Origin of the sequence: Microbacterium sp. LRZ72 (assembly GCF_033792225.1) — a bacterium.
GTDB lineage: Bacteria > Actinomycetota > Actinomycetes > Actinomycetales > Microbacteriaceae > Microbacterium.
Genome location: NZ_JANGEX010000014.1, coordinates 1 through 17566, shown reverse-complemented (window position 1 = coordinate 17566; position 17566 = coordinate 1). Strand labels below are relative to the sequence as shown.

16 protein-coding genes are annotated in these 17566 nt (G+C 63.7%); 8 read left to right on the top strand and 8 right to left on the bottom strand.

Annotated features, from left to right (window positions below):
• Nucleotides 1-34 precede the first annotated feature (34 nt).
• From wecB to M4I32_RS12550, 8 genes are read right to left on the bottom strand one after another with little or no spacing between them, the layout of a single operon-like run.
• Nucleotides 35-1174 (bottom strand): non-hydrolyzing UDP-N-acetylglucosamine 2-epimerase, encoded by a 1140-nt coding sequence (gene wecB, locus M4I32_RS12585; RefSeq protein WP_319034826.1) that lies wholly within the window; start codon nt 1172-1174, stop codon nt 35-37.
• Nucleotides 1174-2268 carry an NAD-dependent epimerase/dehydratase family protein gene (locus M4I32_RS12580; protein WP_319034825.1) on the bottom strand — a complete coding sequence of 365 codons (1095 nt, stop codon included), beginning with the start codon at nt 2266-2268 and terminating at the stop codon, nt 1174-1176. The genes wecB and M4I32_RS12580 overlap by 1 nt, the downstream gene beginning before the upstream one ends.
• Nucleotides 2265-3314, bottom strand: a complete 1050-nt coding sequence (locus tag M4I32_RS12575) for a polysaccharide biosynthesis protein (protein WP_319034824.1) — start codon at nt 3312-3314, stop codon at nt 2265-2267. Before M4I32_RS12575 ends, M4I32_RS12580 begins: the two co-directional genes overlap by 4 nt.
• Entirely contained in the window at nt 3314-4531 is a 1218-nt protein-coding gene (locus M4I32_RS12570; RefSeq protein ID WP_319034823.1) for a glycosyltransferase family 4 protein, read from the bottom strand. The genes M4I32_RS12575 and M4I32_RS12570 overlap by 1 nt, the downstream gene beginning before the upstream one ends.
• Nucleotides 4528-5196 (bottom strand): NeuD/PglB/VioB family sugar acetyltransferase, encoded by a 669-nt coding sequence (locus tag M4I32_RS12565; protein WP_319034822.1) that lies wholly within the window; start codon nt 5194-5196, stop codon nt 4528-4530. The genes M4I32_RS12570 and M4I32_RS12565 overlap by 4 nt, the downstream gene beginning before the upstream one ends.
• Entirely contained in the window at nt 5189-5812 is a 624-nt protein-coding gene (locus tag M4I32_RS12560) for a sugar transferase (RefSeq protein WP_319034821.1), read from the bottom strand. Before M4I32_RS12560 ends, M4I32_RS12565 begins: the two co-directional genes overlap by 8 nt.
• Before the next feature lies 1 nt (nt 5813).
• Nucleotides 5814-6950 carry a DegT/DnrJ/EryC1/StrS family aminotransferase gene (locus M4I32_RS12555; protein WP_319034820.1) on the bottom strand — a complete coding sequence of 379 codons (1137 nt, stop codon included), beginning with the start codon at nt 6948-6950 and terminating at the stop codon, nt 5814-5816.
• Entirely contained in the window at nt 6947-8875 is a 1929-nt protein-coding gene (locus M4I32_RS12550) for a nucleoside-diphosphate sugar epimerase/dehydratase (RefSeq protein ID WP_319034819.1), read from the bottom strand. The genes M4I32_RS12555 and M4I32_RS12550 overlap by 4 nt, the downstream gene beginning before the upstream one ends.
• 96 nt (nt 8876-8971) lie before the next feature.
• Here M4I32_RS12550 and M4I32_RS12545 point away from each other — a divergent pair, with 96 nt between their 5' ends.
• From M4I32_RS12545 to M4I32_RS12510, 8 genes are all read left to right on the top strand, one after another.
• Nucleotides 8972-10678 (top strand): DUF4012 domain-containing protein, encoded by a 1707-nt coding sequence (locus M4I32_RS12545; protein WP_319034818.1) that lies wholly within the window; start codon nt 8972-8974, stop codon nt 10676-10678.
• An 81-nt stretch (nt 10679-10759) separates the two neighbouring features.
• Nucleotides 10760-11296: an SHOCT domain-containing protein gene (locus M4I32_RS12540; protein WP_319034817.1), complete on the top strand. Its 537-nt coding sequence runs from the start codon at nt 10760-10762 to the stop codon at nt 11294-11296.
• A 490-nt stretch (nt 11297-11786) separates the two neighbouring features.
• The gene (locus tag M4I32_RS12535; protein ID WP_319034816.1) at nt 11787-12197 is read left to right on the top strand and encodes a hypothetical protein; all 411 of its coding nucleotides are present in this window, start codon (nt 11787-11789) and stop codon (nt 12195-12197) included.
• A gap of 1 nt (nt 12198) precedes the next feature.
• On the top strand, nt 12199-12642 hold the full coding sequence (locus M4I32_RS12530) for a hypothetical protein (RefSeq protein ID WP_319034815.1): 444 nt from the start codon (nt 12199-12201) through the stop codon (nt 12640-12642).
• 322 nt (nt 12643-12964) lie between these two features.
• The gene (locus tag M4I32_RS12525; protein WP_319034814.1) at nt 12965-13873 is read left to right on the top strand and encodes a hypothetical protein; all 909 of its coding nucleotides are present in this window, start codon (nt 12965-12967) and stop codon (nt 13871-13873) included.
• 301 nt (nt 13874-14174) lie between these two features.
• Nucleotides 14175-15215, top strand: a complete 1041-nt coding sequence (locus M4I32_RS12520) for a type IV toxin-antitoxin system AbiEi family antitoxin domain-containing protein (RefSeq protein ID WP_319034813.1) — start codon at nt 14175-14177, stop codon at nt 15213-15215.
• Nucleotides 15212-16126 carry a nucleotidyl transferase AbiEii/AbiGii toxin family protein gene (locus M4I32_RS12515; RefSeq protein WP_319034812.1) on the top strand — a complete coding sequence of 305 codons (915 nt, stop codon included), beginning with the start codon at nt 15212-15214 and terminating at the stop codon, nt 16124-16126. Before M4I32_RS12520 ends, M4I32_RS12515 begins: the two co-directional genes overlap by 4 nt.
• 243 nt (nt 16127-16369) lie before the next feature.
• On the top strand, nt 16370-17272 hold the full coding sequence (locus tag M4I32_RS12510) for a hypothetical protein (RefSeq protein ID WP_319034811.1): 903 nt from the start codon (nt 16370-16372) through the stop codon (nt 17270-17272).
• Nucleotides 17273-17566 lie beyond the last annotated feature (294 nt).

Here is a 17566-nt window from a genome sequence, read left to right as displayed (position 1 = left end):
ACCCAATGACCATAACCTTTGTCACACGTACTCCCTACGTCTGCGAAGAGCCAACGTGCAACAAACCCACGCGGCGTGCGTGCGAATGGGCTGTAGATAGCAGAAACGTGACAACCCGTCGCGACGCATTTTTAACCGCGTACTCTGGCACTCGTGGTCGGTCGAAGCTGGGAGACAGAACGTATTCCGCGGCGCGCAGTACGTCAGGCGCTGTTATTCCAGCTGCGACTATCGCTCCAGCATCTAGCGCTTCAGGGCGCTCAATAAAGTTCCGCAAGGTCAAGGCGCTGAACCCGAGGATCGAGGACTCCTCACTGATCGTCCCGCTGTCAGAGAGCACAAGCCTTGCTTCCTTCTGCAACTTCACGTAGTCGTGGAAGCCGAACGGAGGATGGAATGTGATTCCACCCGTTTGCGACTCTTTCAGCAAGCCCAGTCGCTTCCTGGTTCGAGGATGTGTGGAGACGAGCACCGGGAGTGAGTACGCCTGGCAGAGCGCCTTCAGTGACTCAATCGCCTCAAGTAAGCGGACAGGATCGTCGACGTTCTCCTCCCGATGCAGACTCGCTAGAAAGTACTCACCTGACTCGAGACTTTGCCGTTGCAACACGTCGCTCGCGTCGATCTGCTCGCGATTCTGGTCAAGGACCTCACGCATGGGGGAGCCGGTCAAGAGGATGCGTGATGGATAGATACCCTCGGCCAGCAGGTTGCGACGTGCGTGTTCTGTATACACGAGGTTGTAGTCCGCGACATGGTCGACGAGGCGCCGGTTCGCTTCCTCGGGGACATTTTCATCAAACGAACGGTTACCCGCCTCCATATGGAAGACCGGAATCTTCATTCGCTTCGCAATCACTGCTGAGATGCAGCTGTTCGTGTCACCGAGCACGAGGAATGCGTCCGGCTTCTCCTCGAGAAGCACGCGCTCGGTCCTTGCGAGGATGGATCCAAGTGCCGCACCGAGGCTGCTGGTATCGGCCGCAAGGAAGTGGTCGGGGCGTCGAAGTCCTAGGTCCTCGAAGAAGACTTCATTCAGTTCGTAATCGTAGTTCTGTCCAGTGTGCACGAGCACATGATCGGTGTGCTGATCGAGAAGTTTGATGGTCGCCGACAAGCGGATAATCTCCGGACGTGTGCCGATGACAGTCAGTACTTTTAGCTTGTTGCCCATCAAACCACCTCAGAGATCGTGTCGGGATCGACAGGGTCGAACAAATCATTGGTCCAGAAGGAGGTGTAGAGAAGTTCGGCGCCCACGTTCCGGATGTTGTGCGCCCACATTGTGGGCATGTCCACCGCCGATGGCTCTTCGCCGCTCACCTGGAAGGTAACCACCTCGTCCGTGAAGAGCCGGCGCAGCGAAATGGACGCGCTCCCACTGACTACGGTGAACCGCTCAACCTTACGGCGGTGGAAGTGGTCGCCACGTGTAACCCCCGGCGCTGTGGTGGAGATCGACGACTGGGCCGTGCCTCCATGTGAACGGATCAGTTCAAAAAAGGAGCCCCGTTCGTCAGCATGCCGAGCGAGGCCGAAAGGCATATGGCCCTCGAAGGCAAACGCTCGATATGTGTTGAAGAGATCACGCTCGAACGGACTCGCCACCGTCGGCACCTCGCCACGCCGGTAAAGGTTCGCTTGTTCGGTCAAGCGCCCTAGCAAGCCACTCACTGTTTCAACGTGCTCGAGGGAAGCCTGCGACTCAAGAGAAACAGAACCAAGTAGCAGATCGGCAGCGTTCTGAGCATGAAGAAGAGTCAGTTCCCGGTCGTGATCGACCGCTGGATATTCACCGCGGGCAAGTAGATGACAAAACGTTGCTGTGACGGAGTTGTAGAAGGGACGCCCATGTTCGCCGAACAGGTTGGGGAGCAGGACGTCAACGAACTCTATGTCGACATCTTCCGCTACCCGGGAGAGGATCTCCGCAGCCGCAGCCTTCGCCATGCCGTATGTGGAACTGTTGCTGGCTTGCATAGAGTTCGCGAAGACAATGGTCTGCGGTGGTTCATCCGCTCGCCTGATGGCATCGGCAACTTGAGTAGCAAACAAAATGTTTCCGTCATGCACCTCTGCGTCAGAACCGCGATTGACGCCGGCTACGTGGACGAGGCGCTCCGTACCCGATACCGTCTCCGCGGCTCGCGGGGCGCTGAAGCTACTTCCGACCTTGAGCGAGACCGTGTCGACGTCGTTCGCTCGCGCCGCCACCCTCGTGTGCCAACCGAGGAAACCTCCTGCCCCGGTAAGGGTCAGTCCGCTCACGGGACGGGTTCCTCTACCGGGATGCCAGCGAGTCGCAGCTCTTCGCGCACTTCGGGGAGCGAGAGCAGCAGTTGCTCCACCTCTGGGCCCGTCATTTGACCAACGGTGTGCGAGTCGTAGTCCTCGTATCGGTCTTGATGCACGTCACCTTCTTCGAAGTACACGCTGTAGTTGAGATCCCGCTTGTCCGCAGCGACTCGGAAATAGTCGCCCATGTCATGTGCACGCGAAAGCTCTTCTCGCGTCGCAAGCGCTTCGGAGAGCTTCTCAGCGTGGCGAGTCCCGATGACCTCAACTTGACCGTTCGAACGGAAGAGATTCAGGACGGCACCAGCAAGAGTACCCATCGAACATGCAAGCGCCTTGCGCACAAAAAGGTCGCCTTGCTGGGCATTGAGGAACGCGAACTCAACCAGATCAACAGAATGCGCCAGAGACATCATGAAGCGCGTCATCTCAGGATTCGTCACCGTGACGTTCTTGCCACTCCTGATCAGGCGGATGAAGAGGGGGATCACCGATCCACGGGAGTACATGACGTTGCCATAGCGGACGCAGGAGACAGTCGTTTCGGTATTCGGGTTGTTGAGCCCGTAGGACTGCGCAACCTTCTCCATCAGTGCCTTTGACATTCCCATGGCATTCACCGGATACACGGCCTTATCCGTGCTGAGGCAAACCACAGAGCGAACACCATTGTGGTCCGACGCGCGCACGACGTTCTCACTCCCGTGAACGTTGGTGCGCACGGCCTCCATCGGGAAAAACTCACACGACGGAACCTGCTTCAAGGCCGCGGCGTGGAAAACGAAGTCGACGTCACGCGTCGCACGTTCGACACTGTCGTAGTCACGCACGTCTCCCACGTAGTAGCGCATACGGCCATCACGGATCTCATGCCGCATGAGGTCCTGCTTGGCTTCGTCTCGACTGAAGATACGGATCTCGGCAATGTCCCGGTCAAGAAGCTTCTTGGCGACCGTATGTCCGAACGATCCTGTCCCGCCCGTGACGAGCACCCGTGCGCCCTCATAAGGCCCAGCCATCATTCCTCCTCCGTTGCACGGCTCGATTGCACCAGAATGCTCTCAATACGAGCCAATCCTGACGCTCGGACAAAGTACGCTGCATATGTCTTCGTTGCCGTCGCCTGAAGGTCTGAAAGATCCTTGGCGCTCAGCGATGCGGCTCGACGAAAGGCACCTTCGAGAGAGCTTACGTTGCCAGCATCCGCCGTGAGTCCGACACCTTCGCCTTCGACGAGGGCACGGACGTCACCCTGCACCGTAGTGATCACGGGGAGGCCGTGACCGAGGACGGATTGGAACTTCGACGGGATGGTTGCACGAAAAACCGGGAGGTCCTTGAGTGGCACCAACCCGAAGTCGGCTTCGGCGTAGAGGCTGGCCATCGCTGCCCGGGGGACCGAGTCCTTGAATACGACATTGCTGCATCCCAGCTCCGCCACCAACGATCGTAGAGAGCGGCGAGCGACACCACCTCCCACAATGGTGAGGCGAATACCGCTCTCCACCGCTGCATGAGCCGCGCGGACGGCGACCTCAAGATCCTGCATCTCGCCCACATTGCCGGCGTAGATGATCTCCGTACCTGCCCGCTGGTCCGACCGTGAGGGCGGCGTCATCTGTTCCTGGTCGCCCCAGTTGTAGACGAGCTCGACCGACACGTTCGATGAGGAACGCGCCTGCAGTAGCGACACCATGGATGGCCCGATCCCGATTACCGACGAGGCGCCCCGGTACACACTCCGACACCAGGCGGCCACGAGCTTCTCGACGAGTGAAGCGAATGAGCCTTTTCGTATCATCGACGTTCCAAGGATGGAGTCAGGCCAGACGTCTTGGACGTGAAGGACGTACGGAGGGCCGCCCACTTTGCGCCAAAGCCAAGGGCCAAGCGCTGCGGTCATCTGTGTGGCATAGACGTATACGACGTCGGCGCCTCGCGCATACCGGGCCGCTGTGGTTGAAGATATCGCGAAGGACAAGTAGTTCACCATGCGCTTCACGGGGTTTTGAGAATGGTCGGCGAAGACGGGGACCCGGTAGACAGGTACCTTCCCATCCATTTCGCGCACACGCCATCGTTGGCGGTATCCCGGGAAGACCTTGCCGTCGGGGTAGTTCGGAAACGCAGTGAGCACCCGCACCGAATGACCTCGCTGAAGCATCCCCCTCGCAACCTCTGCCGGGATCGGCACGGCCTCAGGAGGGTAGTACTGCGAGAGCACGAGGACCTTCATGCAACATCCCCGCGAAGCACCGAGCGGGCTGGGACGCCCACAACTGTCTGGTGTGGTCGCACCGAGCGAGTCACGCACGCGGCGGCACCCACCACCGCTCCTGCGCCGACCTCGAGCCCCTGCAGAACAACAGCTCCGGCACCGATCAGCACCCGGGCACCAATGCGCGCGTCACCAGAGACGACAGCGCCCGGATTGACCGAGACGAAATCGGCAAGGGCGGCGTCGTGTCCCACGATCGATCCTGGGTTCAGATGCACGTGCCTGCCTAGCCGAGTATTAGTCGACAGCTGGACGCCGCCGCATACCACTGAGCCCGCTGCGAGGGCGGTCATGGAACCGATACTCGCGGAGGGGTGAATAAGCACGGGAGCTTCCCACCCCGCAGCGTCGAAGTCCGCAACGATCTGCGCTTTCACGTTCGGGGACCCGACACCCACCACGTACATCGTGGCGGAACGAGACGCCCGTACGTCAGGCGACGGTCCAAGGTACTTGTATCCGCGTGCTGCCAGCCGCTCAAGGCTGACGGACGAGGGAGCGTCGTCAGTTACGCCCAGGACCTTCCACACGGCCTCGTTCGTGGACGCGTTGATCGCTTCGATCACATCGAGAGTCTCCCGCCCGAAGCCGCCCGCCCCCACGACGACGAGCTCGTCAACCATTTGAAGCCCCGAACTTGGCCATCGTGGCATGGCCGTCGTGACTGATGCCCCGGCGTAGAACGACAGCGCGCGCAGTTCGCCAGAGGATCTGCGTGTCGAGAGTCGCGTTTCGGGCATCGACGTACTCGACATCGATCCGAAACTTCTCCTCCCAGCTGAGTGAATTGCGCCCGCTGACTTGTGCCAGCCCCGTGACGCCGGGGCGCACTTCATGCCGGCGTGCCTGCTCCGGGCTATACCGTTCGAGGTACTCCACGAGGAGCGGACGGGGGCCGACAAGGCTCATGTCTCCCTTGAGCACATTCCAGAGCGTCGGTAATTCGTCGAGACTCGTAGAGCGAAGCATGCGTCCGAATCGCGTGAGCCGCTGCTCGTCGCTCACCAACCCCTTGGCGGCATCGGGATTCCGCATCGATCGGAACTTGTACAGGGTGAATACCCGCCCACGCAGACCCGGCCGTCCCTGCCGAAAGATGACTGGGCAGCCAAGGTTGATTGCCACCAGAGCCGCCACGAACAGAATGACAGGCGTCAGTGCAACGAGCGCCGCCGCGGATGCGAACACGTCAAACAGTCGCTTCGCGAAATCGAAACCGAGCAGGCGTACGAATCTCATCTCAGGCTGCGCTACCGAGAAAGTCCCGGACGCGACTCACAACACGCTCCCGCTGTTCGGGAGTCAGAGCTGAACCGCTTGGGAGCGTGACACCCGATTGAAAAAGCGCCTCGGACGCGCCCGAAATACGGCCACGAGCCTCAGCGAAGATCGGCTGCAGATGCATCGGCTTCCAAAGCGGACGCGACTCGATGTTGTCCTTGGCGAGTTCTGTGCTCAAGTCTTTGGGCGCCCAACCAGTGACCTCTGAGTCGACCAGGATCGATGTCAGCCAGACGTTATCGAACTCGTCGTCGCGGGTACCGAATACCTCGACGCCGTCCACTGAGGCGAACAACTCCTTGTACAGGTCACGGACTTGACGCCGTCGGGCGATCATCTCGTCGAGGCGTGACAACTGGGCGCGACCCAGAGCTGCGAGCAGGTTGCTCATGCGGTAGTTGTAGCCGATGTCCGTGTGTTCGTAATGAACGACCGGTTGACGAGCCTGTGTTGCGAGGTAGCGCACGTGCGTGGCGAAGTCGGCGTCGTCGGTGAGCAGCATCCCGCCGCCCGACGTCGTCATGACTTTGTTGCCGTTGAACGAAAGGACCGACGCGTGTCCGAAGCTGCCCGCGGCTCGGCCGGCGTGCGTCGCACCGAGCGATTCGGCGGCATCGGAGAGAACTGGTACCTCGAACTCCTCCGCAATAGCCAGGATGCGTGTGTAGTCAACGGCCTTGCCGAGAAGGTCGACCGGGACAACGGCAGCGATGCGCTCACCCGCTGCGCGCAGTTCGGAGAGCGCCTCGCGCAGCAGCTCGGCGCTCATATTGCCTGTCTGCAGATCGGCGTCGATGAAGTACGGCTCAGCCCCGGTGTACACGATGGCGTTTGCCGTCGCCGCAAAGGTCATGGTCGATGTGAGGACAACGTCGCCCGGCTTCACTCCCAGGGTGAGCAGACCTAGATGGAGCGCAGCCGTGCCAGAGCTCAGAGCCACTCCGTGCGCGACACCCACGCGTTCGGCGACCTCACCCTCGAACGCGTCGACCTCGGGGCCGAGAGGGGCGATCCACCCCGACCTCAACGCCCGAACGAGGGCGTCCTCCTCAAGTTGGCCGACGTCGGGCGACGACATGTAGATACGTTCGGTCACGCCTTGTGCTCCTTCTGAGCGCGGTGAGCTTCGAGCACCGCAGTGTCATTGACCCGCGGTTCCGCAAACATTCGCGCCATCCACCCATCGTGATCGAGACGTGTCGGGGGAATGGTGTCGGCCCGCGTGTGCGAGATCATCGGGTGAAACGGGCGCTCGAGCTTCTCGCGCACACCGACGAGCTCTTCGTGCAGCTTCTCCCCCTCCCGTAGACCGGTGAAGGCAATCTCGATCTGCTTTCCCGACATCGCAATCATGCGCTTGGCCACGTCAAGGATGCGAACCGGCTCGCCCATGTCGAGAATGAGAATTTCACCCGGGCGGCCTATCGCACCCGCCTGAATGACGAGCTGGCAGGCTTCGGGGATCGTCATGAAATACCGGGTGACGTCGGGATGAGTCACCGTCAGGGGGCCGCCAGCCTCGATCAGCGACTGGAACGTGGGCAGCATCGAGCCGCGACTGCCGATCACGTTGCCGAAACGCACGGAAAGGTAACGGAACCCGCTGTCGTCCGCGGCCCAAGCCGTGAGCTTCTCCGCGACACGCTTCGAGTGGCCGAGCACACTCGTCGGGTTCGCTGCCTTGTCGGTCGAGACGTTGATGAACGTGTCGACCTCAGCCAGTCGCGCCGCGTTGATGACGTTCAGGGTGCCGAGCACGTTGGTCTTCCACGCCTCGTCGGGGTACTGCTCCAACATCGGCAAGTGCTTGAGAGCTGCGGCATGGAACACCACCTCGGGCCGACGGGCGATCAGCACCTCGTCAAGCGCCGGAGCATCCCGAATGTCGCAGAGTACGACATCCTTCGTATTCAGCAGGCCGTGACCGGCTGTTGCGAGCTGAGCCTGCTGCAACCCTGTCTCGTCCCGATCGAGCATGACGAGTTCGGATGGGCCGAAGCCGGCGATCTGCTTGCAGAGTTCAAGGCCGATCGACCCCCCGGCCCCTGTCACCAGCACCCGACGCCCCGTGAGGTAGCCGGCGATCGTCGACAGGTCGGTATCGACCGGATGTCGGCCGATGAGGTCTTCGATCGAGATGTCGCGGATAGTGCCGGTGCCGGACCGGCCCGCGAGTATGTCGCTGAGCGTCGGGACGACCTTAACCGTGAGATCGAGCTGCATAGCCATGTCTTGCACGAGGCGCAGGAGCGTGGAGTCTGCCCTGGGCACCGCCACGACGAGGAATTGCGCCCTCGTGCGCTCGACGATTCGCGGAAGATCATTGAACGCCCCGAGTACCCGTACGTCGCGCACCTGCGATTGTCGCTTGGCGGGATCGTCATCGATCAGTCCGACTGGACGGTATAGCGTCGTCGGGTCGCTGAGCATCTGCCGCACGAGCGAACTGCCAAGCACACCGGCGCCATAGACCAATGTGCGGGTCACCCCTTCTTTCGGCGCGTTCCGCTGTTCGATGAGCAGCCGCTTGACGAATCGAACGCTGAACATCGCCACGAGCGCGAGCGGGGTCGCGATGAGAAAGATGCTGCGCGGAACGCCGTAGCCGCTCCCGAGCAAGAGCACCGGCACTCCCAGGCACACGGCGACGAACGCAACCGCTACACCGAGCGCCCGCACCTCCTCGAGGCTGCCGAACGAGAAGCGCCCCCGGTAAAGCTCGAAGACGAACCCGAAGAGGAGCTGCCCGAAGAGCGTGACCAGGATCAGCATCGTGACCGGAAAATAGGCGTCCGTCGGCACGTCGAACGCGTAACGGAACCAGATTGCGAGCGAGAGCCCCACAATCCATGCCGCTGCATCGACGAGATATCTCGAGCCGAAGCGCACCACTGCTGCGAGTCTCGCCGACGTGCGTCGGCCTTCAGCAGCTGGGGGCGGCACACTTTCATCGTATCGGATTGCGGTATACCGCCGAAGCGGCACGCAACACTCGAGCACGGGTGCACGCACCGCTTCCATGGCCACATGGGGCGCGGTGATAGTTTGGGGCGAGTGACGAGGGGCAGGAAGGCTGGGCGCGCTTTCACCCTGAGTCTGGCGCTTCTCCTTCTTCTTGTGGCGGCAGCGACGGCATGGCTTGGTACTCGCGCATACGCAGCGCAGGACCATCTGCAGCAAGCGCGAGAGCTGGCAACGCAGTTTGCCGCCGCATCCATGGATGGCGATGATGACGATGCATTGCGCGACAAGCTCGCGGCCCTTGCCGAGGAGGCCTCTGCGGCACGCTCTCTGACGAGCGACGGCGTATGGCGTGCAGCGGAAACGCTGCCGTGGATCGGCCCACAGCTGCGCGCAGTCAGCACGGTGTCAGCAGGACTCGACGAAATCGTGACGGCTCTTGAACCCCTCGTCGGACAGGTGAGTGACGTCGGCCTCGAGGCATTCGCCCCGCGCGACGGCGCGATCGACACCGACGCGCTCATCCAGCTGCAAGGCAGCGCATCCGAGGCGGCTGAACAGAGCGCTGAAGCCTTGCGGGTCTACTCGCACCTTGACCCCTCCCTGTTGATCCCCGCTCTCCGCGAGCCGTTCGAACAAGCCGCTGCGCTGTCGGAGCAGGTAGCCGGTGCCACTGACGTGCTCGCGCGCGCCACGCTTCTGTTGCCGCCGATGCTGGGTGCGGATGGACCTCGCGACTACCTCGTGCTCTTTCAGAACAACGCCGAATGGCGATCGTTGGGCGGTCTCGTCGGGTCCTTGGCGCTCGTGCATACCGAGGACGGCCGTTTCTCATTGACCGGTCAGGGGTCGGGGGGAGGTTTGGGCTACTACCCCGAGCCGCCGATCGCGTTCGACGACGAGGTGCTGGCCATCTATGGCACGCGGCCTGGTCGATACCCCGCAAACGTCACTCAGCTGCCCGACTTCACCCTCGGCGCTCCACTTGCACGCGAGTTCTGGCAGCAGACGCACGGCGACGACGCCGACGGCGTCATCGCGGTCGATCCCGTCGCGCTGTCGTACATCTTGGAGGTGACGGGACCCGTTTCGCTGCCGACGGGAGACACGCTCACCGCTGAGAACGTCGTACAACTCGTCTTGAACGAGGTGTATCTGCGCTACGACGACCCGCTGCAGCAGAACGAGTTCTTCGAGATCGCCACCGCAGCCGTCTTCCAGGCGATCTCCACGCGCTCGCTCGATCCCATCGCGCTCATCGGCGCGTTGGGGCAGGCATCGGCCGAGAACCGCGTGTTCATCTGGAGCAGCCATGACGACGAGCAAGCGATACTCGACGGCACGAGCCTGCAGGGCAAGCTCCCCGTCACCGATGCCGATACCACCCGATTCGGCGTCTATCTCAATGACGGTACGGGCTCGAAGCTCGACTACTACATGCGCACAGAGACGGCAGCATCCTGGTGCACCACCCACCCCGACGGGACGGGCGAGGCGTCTCTTAGAGTGACCCTGCAGAACGATGCGCCGGCCGACATCGGGGAGTACACGAAGCACATCACTGGCGGCGGCAACTACGGTGTTACTCCTGGCACGACCCGGACGGTCGCCTACATCTATCTGCCTGAGGGCGCAGAACCGATGTCTGTCACTGCGGGCGACGGCGCCAGCGTCGGCTCGGACATACACGAAAACCGCATCGTCTACACCTGGGAGACGAACCTTCTCCCCGGCGAGAGCACGAGCATCGACATCGGGATACGGGCACCAAGCACCGAGGGTCTCGAGGTCGTACACACCGCGACCCTGGATGGGGAAGAGGCCGGCGACGACGCTGTTTCGCCGTGTGAGGTCGCGCCGTAGCGCTCCCATTCATCTCGCACCCGACTGAACGCGCATTCCCGTCTCACGGACTCCTACCCCCATGGGGCTAAGGTCTGGGCCATGGGGTTCTTCGATGGCGTGCGCAACTCGTTCAACCAGGGGCGGATAGAGCTCGAAGGAGTGCCGTACTCGATGATGTACCAGGCCGTGATCAACGCCGCCGCGCAGTGTCGCTTCAGCGTGCAGAATGCCGACCGCGACGCGGGATTCGTGAGCCTTCGCGCGAACAGCGAGTACCGGCATTGGGATGGCAACCTATCGGTCACCGTTGCTAAGACACCGACCGGGTCGGTGACGACCATCTCGGGCGCCGTCGACGGCTTCAGCTTCATCGGCACGAAGACCGCGTCCCGCGGCGACCTCGCCCTGGCGCAAGGCAAACTCGATTCAGCAATCCGGCGCGTAGCCGCAGACCTCAAAGCATCCGCGCCTCGTCGCCGCGCGGCGGCCATGAAGCCAACCAGCCCCACGGGTCGAGAAGCCGAGGCGCCGACGCTGTCGCAGGAGCTGTCCCGCCTCAGAGCGCTCTTGGACAATGGCACGCTCAGCCAGGAGGAGTTCGAGCACGCGAAGAAGCGCACCCTCGGCCTGCCGTAGCCGCACAATGCGACGAGCCTGCACGGCCGGATCCGCTGGCTCGCCTCAACGTCGTCGAAACCGATTCCCGCAAAGCCGCAGGGGGTCTTGGAGACCACCATCGAGCCGGGCGAGGAAGCGGCGTGCCCGGTCGCGTCGAGACGACGCACACCGAGCTGCTCGAGCTGGTGCGCAAACCGACGCTGTTCGGCGTCGACGGGGATGATGTTGCGGGGACTTGTGGGGGGCGGGTAGCGGGCGTATCGGCTCGCTTTGCTCGCTCAACGGCCTTGGTGGGCGTTTCGACTCACTTCGCTCGCTCAACGACCGCTGGCGGGCATCCTTCGATAGGTGAAAGCCACATTCGGCGCTCCGAGAGAGGCATCCGATACACCTTCACCTTCGAGAACGGCACCGCCAGTCACGGTGTCGTTGTAGTGGCTTATGGGTGGTAATCGCACAGCATCCACATTACCCTAATTGCAAGGTATCGACAGAAACGGGGCCCGCCATGGCCACCAAGACGACCAAGAACACGAGTAGAAAGAGCGCGGACAAGAACGCTGCCTACCAGCGCACAATCCGCCTCGACATCCGCGAGGTCACCCGCCGCCTGAACGCCGCCCTGGGCGGGACCCTGGTATCAGCTCTGGCTGGCTCCAAGGACAGCAAGGCCTCCCACAAATGGGCCAAGGAAGGTGGGCCCCAGCCACGCCCCGAAGCGGTGAAGAAGCTCACCTTCGCCTACGAGCAGTGGCAAAAGGTCTCCGATGCTGAGGGCGAGCACGTCGCGCGCGTCTGGTTCATTGGGGCCAATCCCTGGCTCGAGTACGACACCCCGGTGAACGCGATCCGCGAAGACCGATTGAAAGAGGTAGCCCGCGCCGCGCAGGCCCTGGTTGACGATTCGTTCAGCGGCTGACGTGGCGTCTGACTCGCGAATCTGCACCAAGACGGGGCTCGCACTCACTACGGGGCCGGCCACCGCCTTCCGCATCGCTCGAGAATCGTACGGCCCGCTTGCTCCACCCCTCTTCGACAACACCTGGCCGACCTCTCATGGCACGACGGAAGAACCACTGACGCTTTCACAGATCACCGGCGGCGACCGTGCCCTCACGCCCGCTATCGCTGCCGAGCTGCGCGAGAACGTCACCCTGGACGACGCCACCCTGCCCCTCGGCATCCGATTCGTGTCGAAGCACGGCAGTCCCACCGGCAGCACGGGACTGTGCTGGGCCTACTGGATGCGCGGCGTTGACAATGGGCTCGAAGAGATGACACAGATTGTCGAAGGGATGCCGATCCGAGAGGATGATCCCGACTATCTCGCCGCCCAGCGGCACTGCAAGATCAAGGCCCGATAGCGGAGGCGGGTCTGCGGGGCTCGCGGTTCTCGCGCCTCTCGGGGTTCTCGCGGTCGGTGTCTGGTGGTCGGAGACCCGGCGTTTCGACTCGCTCCGCTCGCTCCACGACCGGGGTGGGCGTTTCGACTCGCTCCGCTCGCTCAACGAGCGGGAGGTAGCGCGTTTCGACTCGCTTCGCTCGCTCAACGAGCGCATCGTTCGATAGGTTGAAACCACATCCGGCGCTCCGCGAGCGGCATCCGTGGGAGCCGACGACACGAGGGAGTTTCGGTTTGGCGCACGTCGCATCGGGAACGTCATCAGCTGCTCGTGGAAACCGGGGATGGTGATGCGCCGCTCGTTCGCCGTCGGCGCCGTGCTTCTTGCCGGGTTACTGCTGGGAGCCTGCGCCGCGCCTTCGGCACCCGCAGAGCCGGTCGCCACTCCCGACGCCACTGAGGCGGCATCCGATACTTCTGCTCTGACGGGCGAGGACATCCAGGAGTGGGTCGCGAACGCGGAGTGGTCCTTCGCGCCCGACGGCCTTCTCGAACCCGTCACCCTCGCCTTCGCTGGCGGCACGGCCAGCGACGACCTGATGCGCACCTACGAGATCGGGGCCGGCGTCGAAAGCGACGCGAACGACGACGGCATCCCCGACCTCGCGATCCCCGTCTCGCAGACCGACGGTAACGGATACCTCGAGCTCTGGTACATCTGGCTGGGGCGCGATGTGGCCGGCGCCTCGGACGATGCCGCGCTTGCGGACCAGGTGATCTACCCCATCGCGCGCACCACCCGCTGCGGCGACATCGTGCACGAGGTGGCGCCCACCGACAGCGGCTTCAGCATCGACCAGACGCTGTGGATGCCGCACACCGACCAAGACCGCGACTGCTCCGACGGCGGCACGGGCGATCAGATCCGCGACATCACCGTCGCGATGCTCGACGACACCGCGTACCCGATCCAGACCGCCCCCATCGAGGCCTGGGGCGGTGTCTGCCCGCGTTCGGACTGGCTCGACGGCATCCCCGACAACGCGGTCGACGGGCGTGCGGCTCCGCCCGCATCCGCGCCCGCCGTGATCGGGGCGGGTGAGAACGTGGCGCTGTACGAGCTGCCCGAGGCGCCGCTGCTCACCACGGATGGGGCGAGGTTCTTCGGCTTCCAGCCCGAAGATCTCATGTCGGATTCGCAGGAGGAGGCCGACGAGACTCCCGTGCGGATGCACTGCGCCTTCGCGGGGTGAGCGGGGCGGAGCGGCGGGGCGTGTGCTGCGGTGAGCGAGGGAGCGTAGACGGCTGGCGCGGGACCGCGAGCGATCCCTTGCCACCGACCATGCGGCTCGGTATGAGAGAGCAGGTCACCGCAGATGATCGACGTCGGAGACGAGCGATAGCGTTTTCGTCGTTGTGCGGCGCGGGCAGCAATCGAAGAAGGCGTTGCGGCGCGCCGCCCGTGACCGCGAGAAAGCACTCACCGAGCAACATTTTTCCTGAGACCCCACCCAGGTACTTCATTAGTATCGCCTGATTGATACGATCGTAGTCATGGGAGTGACCGGTGTGGTAGCTCGGGTGTCGGAACTGACGGCCCGGCAATGGGGGCTGCTCACGACCGCGCAGGCTGAGGCGGAGGGCATCACCCGGCTCCAGCTCGCTCGCCTCGCCGAGGCGGGCGTGATCGAGCGCGTCGAACGGGGAATCTACGCCGCACCGGGCGTCAGCGACAGCCACACGCCGCTACGCGCCGCGTGGCTGTCGCTGGCGCCCGGGATGCTGGCTGAGGAACGCCTCACGACTCCCACCGCGTCTGGGGTGGTCTCGCACACCTCCGCGGCGGCGCTCCACAAGGTCGGAGACCTGCTCGACGATGAGCCGGAGGTCACGGTCCCCCGCCGCAAGCAGAGCCGCCGAGGCATCCGTCTGCACCGTGGGGCACTCGCCCCCGACGAGGTGACGATCGTTGAGGGACTGCCGGTCACGACGCCGGAACGCACCGTCGCGGATCTTCTCCGCGACGGACACGATCCCGCACATATCGCGGACATCGCAGGGGAGATCCTCCGTCGCGGGCTCGCGACACGCGATGCGCTCGCGAACGCACTTGACCCGCTTGCCCAGAGGAACGGGCAACCAACCGGTGCCGCGCTCCTTGAGCAACTGCTCGATCTCGTGGGACTGAGCGTGACCGCACTCGCCAAAGACCTCGCAACCAGTGATCTCGGGAAGGCGCTCGTGACCACTGGTCAGCTCGGAGCAATCAGGAGCATCATCGAGTCCGTCTCACTACTCGATCCCGCGAAGAACCCTCTCGGCTCGCTGGATACTTCTGCCATCGCAGCCATGATGAACAGCACCGCCGTATCCGCGTCGTTCCCCGAGGGCATCCTCCCGAAGATTGACCTATCGACAATTGCAGCCGCCGACAGGTTCGCGGCGGCAATGGACACGGAAGCTTTTCGTAGCGCGCTGCAGACCAGTGTCCCCGCCTGGCTTCCCGAACTCATCCGTTCGATACCGGCCGAGTCATGGCCACGGGCTCAGCTGGCCACCGCGGCAGAGAGGAATAACGACGAGGTATCGACGTGACCGGCGAACTGCCGTACCGAGACGGCAATGCCATGTGGGCAGCGATCACGGCGCGATCCAAAACAGAGGCGCTGGCGCAGGGCGTGGAGCCAGTCGTGCTTCTGAGGCAGTTCGTTGTCGATCGCTTCCTTGCGCGCGTGTTCGCGATGCCCGACTGCGGGTGGGTACTGAAAGGAGGAAACGCGGTACTCATGCGCGTGCACAACGCACGCACAACGAAGGACATCGATCTGCTGGCCGAAATCGACGACCCCGCTTCCGCAGTCGAGAGGCTGCGGGGCGCGTTAGACACCGACTTGCACGATCACTTCCGATTCGTGATCACGGGCGTCCGAGCAGCCGGCGGCGCGACCATGCAACCCGATGTCGGCGGGTTCAGGGTTTCTACCGACGCATACTGCGGCGTCAGGCGCCGTCAGCAGTTCAGTGTTGATCTGGTCACCGGTTCCCTGATGACCGCAGAACCCGACATCCAGACGCGACTCGCGCTCGTCCCCACCGTGCCACCCGCTCAGGTGCGCCTCTACCCGGTTGTCGATCACATCGCCGACAAGCTGTGCGCCACCCAAAGCACGTACGGCACGGCGGGTGACCAGCCATCGAGCCGGGTGCGCGACCTGGTCGACCTCGTCGTCTTCGCCCGAACGCAGAGCATCTCCGGGGCCGAGCTGATCGAAGCCATCAACGCGGAATGGACGCACCGGGGCCTTCCTGGTTCCCCGCTCTTCACACCGCCCGACCACTGGGAACGCCGGTATCCTGCCGAAGCACGACGGGTGCCAGCCTGCGGTGACACCCTCACCTTCGCCCGGGCTGTCGACCTCGTCGCCGGCCTGTTGATACCGGTGTTCGATGGTTCCGCGATCGAGCGGCGATGGTCGCCCGAAACACTCGCGTGGGAGCGCGTCTGATGCATCGGCCTCCGTGGCATCCTCGAATGCACCATCGGCACCGACCTCGGTGCGCACGCGAGTTCGTCCGCCCAGGGACGACTGCGGGCACTGCTGGACGGGACCGGGGCCTCTCGATAGGTTGAAACGACATCCGGCGCTCCGCCAGCGGCATCCGCGGGCGCCGACGACACGAGGGAGTTTCGGTTTGGCGCACGTCGCATCGGGAACGTCATCAGCTGCTCGTGGAAACCGCGAAGGATGATGCGCCGCTCGCTCGCCGTCAGCGCGGTGCTTCTTGCCGGCCTGGTGCTGGGCGCCTGCGCCGCGCCGTCGGCACCCGCGGAGCCGTCCGCCACGCCCGAGACCGCTGAGGCCGCGCCCGAGTCTTCCGCGCCGACGGGCGAGGACATCCAGGAGTGGGTCGCGAACGCCGAATGGTCTTTCGCGCCGGATGGCCTTCTCGAACCCCTCACCCTCTCTTTCGCTGAGGGCATGGCCAGCGACGATCTGATGCGCACCTACGAGATTGGGGATGGGGTCGAAAGCGACGCGAACGATGACGGCATCCCGGATCTCGCCATCCCCGTCTCACAGACCGACGGCAACGGGTACCTCGAGCTCTGGTACGTCTGGCTCGGTCGTGATGTGGCCGGCGCCTCGGACGATGCCGCGCTTGCGGACCAGGTGACCTACCCCATCGCGCGCACCACCCGCTGCGGCGACGTCGTGCACGAGGTCACGCCCACCGACAGCGGCTTCAGCATCGACCAGACGCTGTGGATGCCGCACACCGACCAAGACCGCGACTGCTCCGGCGGCGGCACGGGCGACCAGATCCGCGACATCACCGTCACGATGATCGCCGACACCGCGTACCCGATCCAGGTGGCGCCCATCGAGGCCTGGGGCGGCGTCTGCCCGCGTTCGGACTGGCTCGACGGCATCCCCGACAACGCCGTCGATGGACGAGCGGCCCCGCCTTCGTCGGCGCCTTCGGTCATCTCGGTGGGCGAGAATGTGGCGCTGTACGAGCTGCCCGACGCGCCGCTGCTCACGGCGGACGGGGCGAGGTTCTTCGGCTTCCAGCCGGAGGAGCTCATGGGGGATTCGCAGGAGGAGGCCGGCGCGACTCCCGTGCGGATGCACTGCGCGTTCGCGGGGTGAGCGGGGCGGGGCGTGCCCTGCGACGAGGGACGGAGCGTAGACGGCTGCCGCGGGATCGCGAGCGATCCCTTGCCACCGACCATGCGGCTCGGTATGAGAGAGCAGGTCACCGCAGATGATCGACGTCGGAGACGAGCGATAGCGTTTTCGTCGTTGTGCGGCGCGGGCAGCAATCGAAGAAGGCGTTGCGGCGCGCCGCCCGTGACCGCGAGAAAGCGGCTCATCGCAATCGAGGGTGTAGGTGGGTTCTGAATCCTCCGGACTCGAGGAGTGATCTGGCGATGTAGTTCGTGA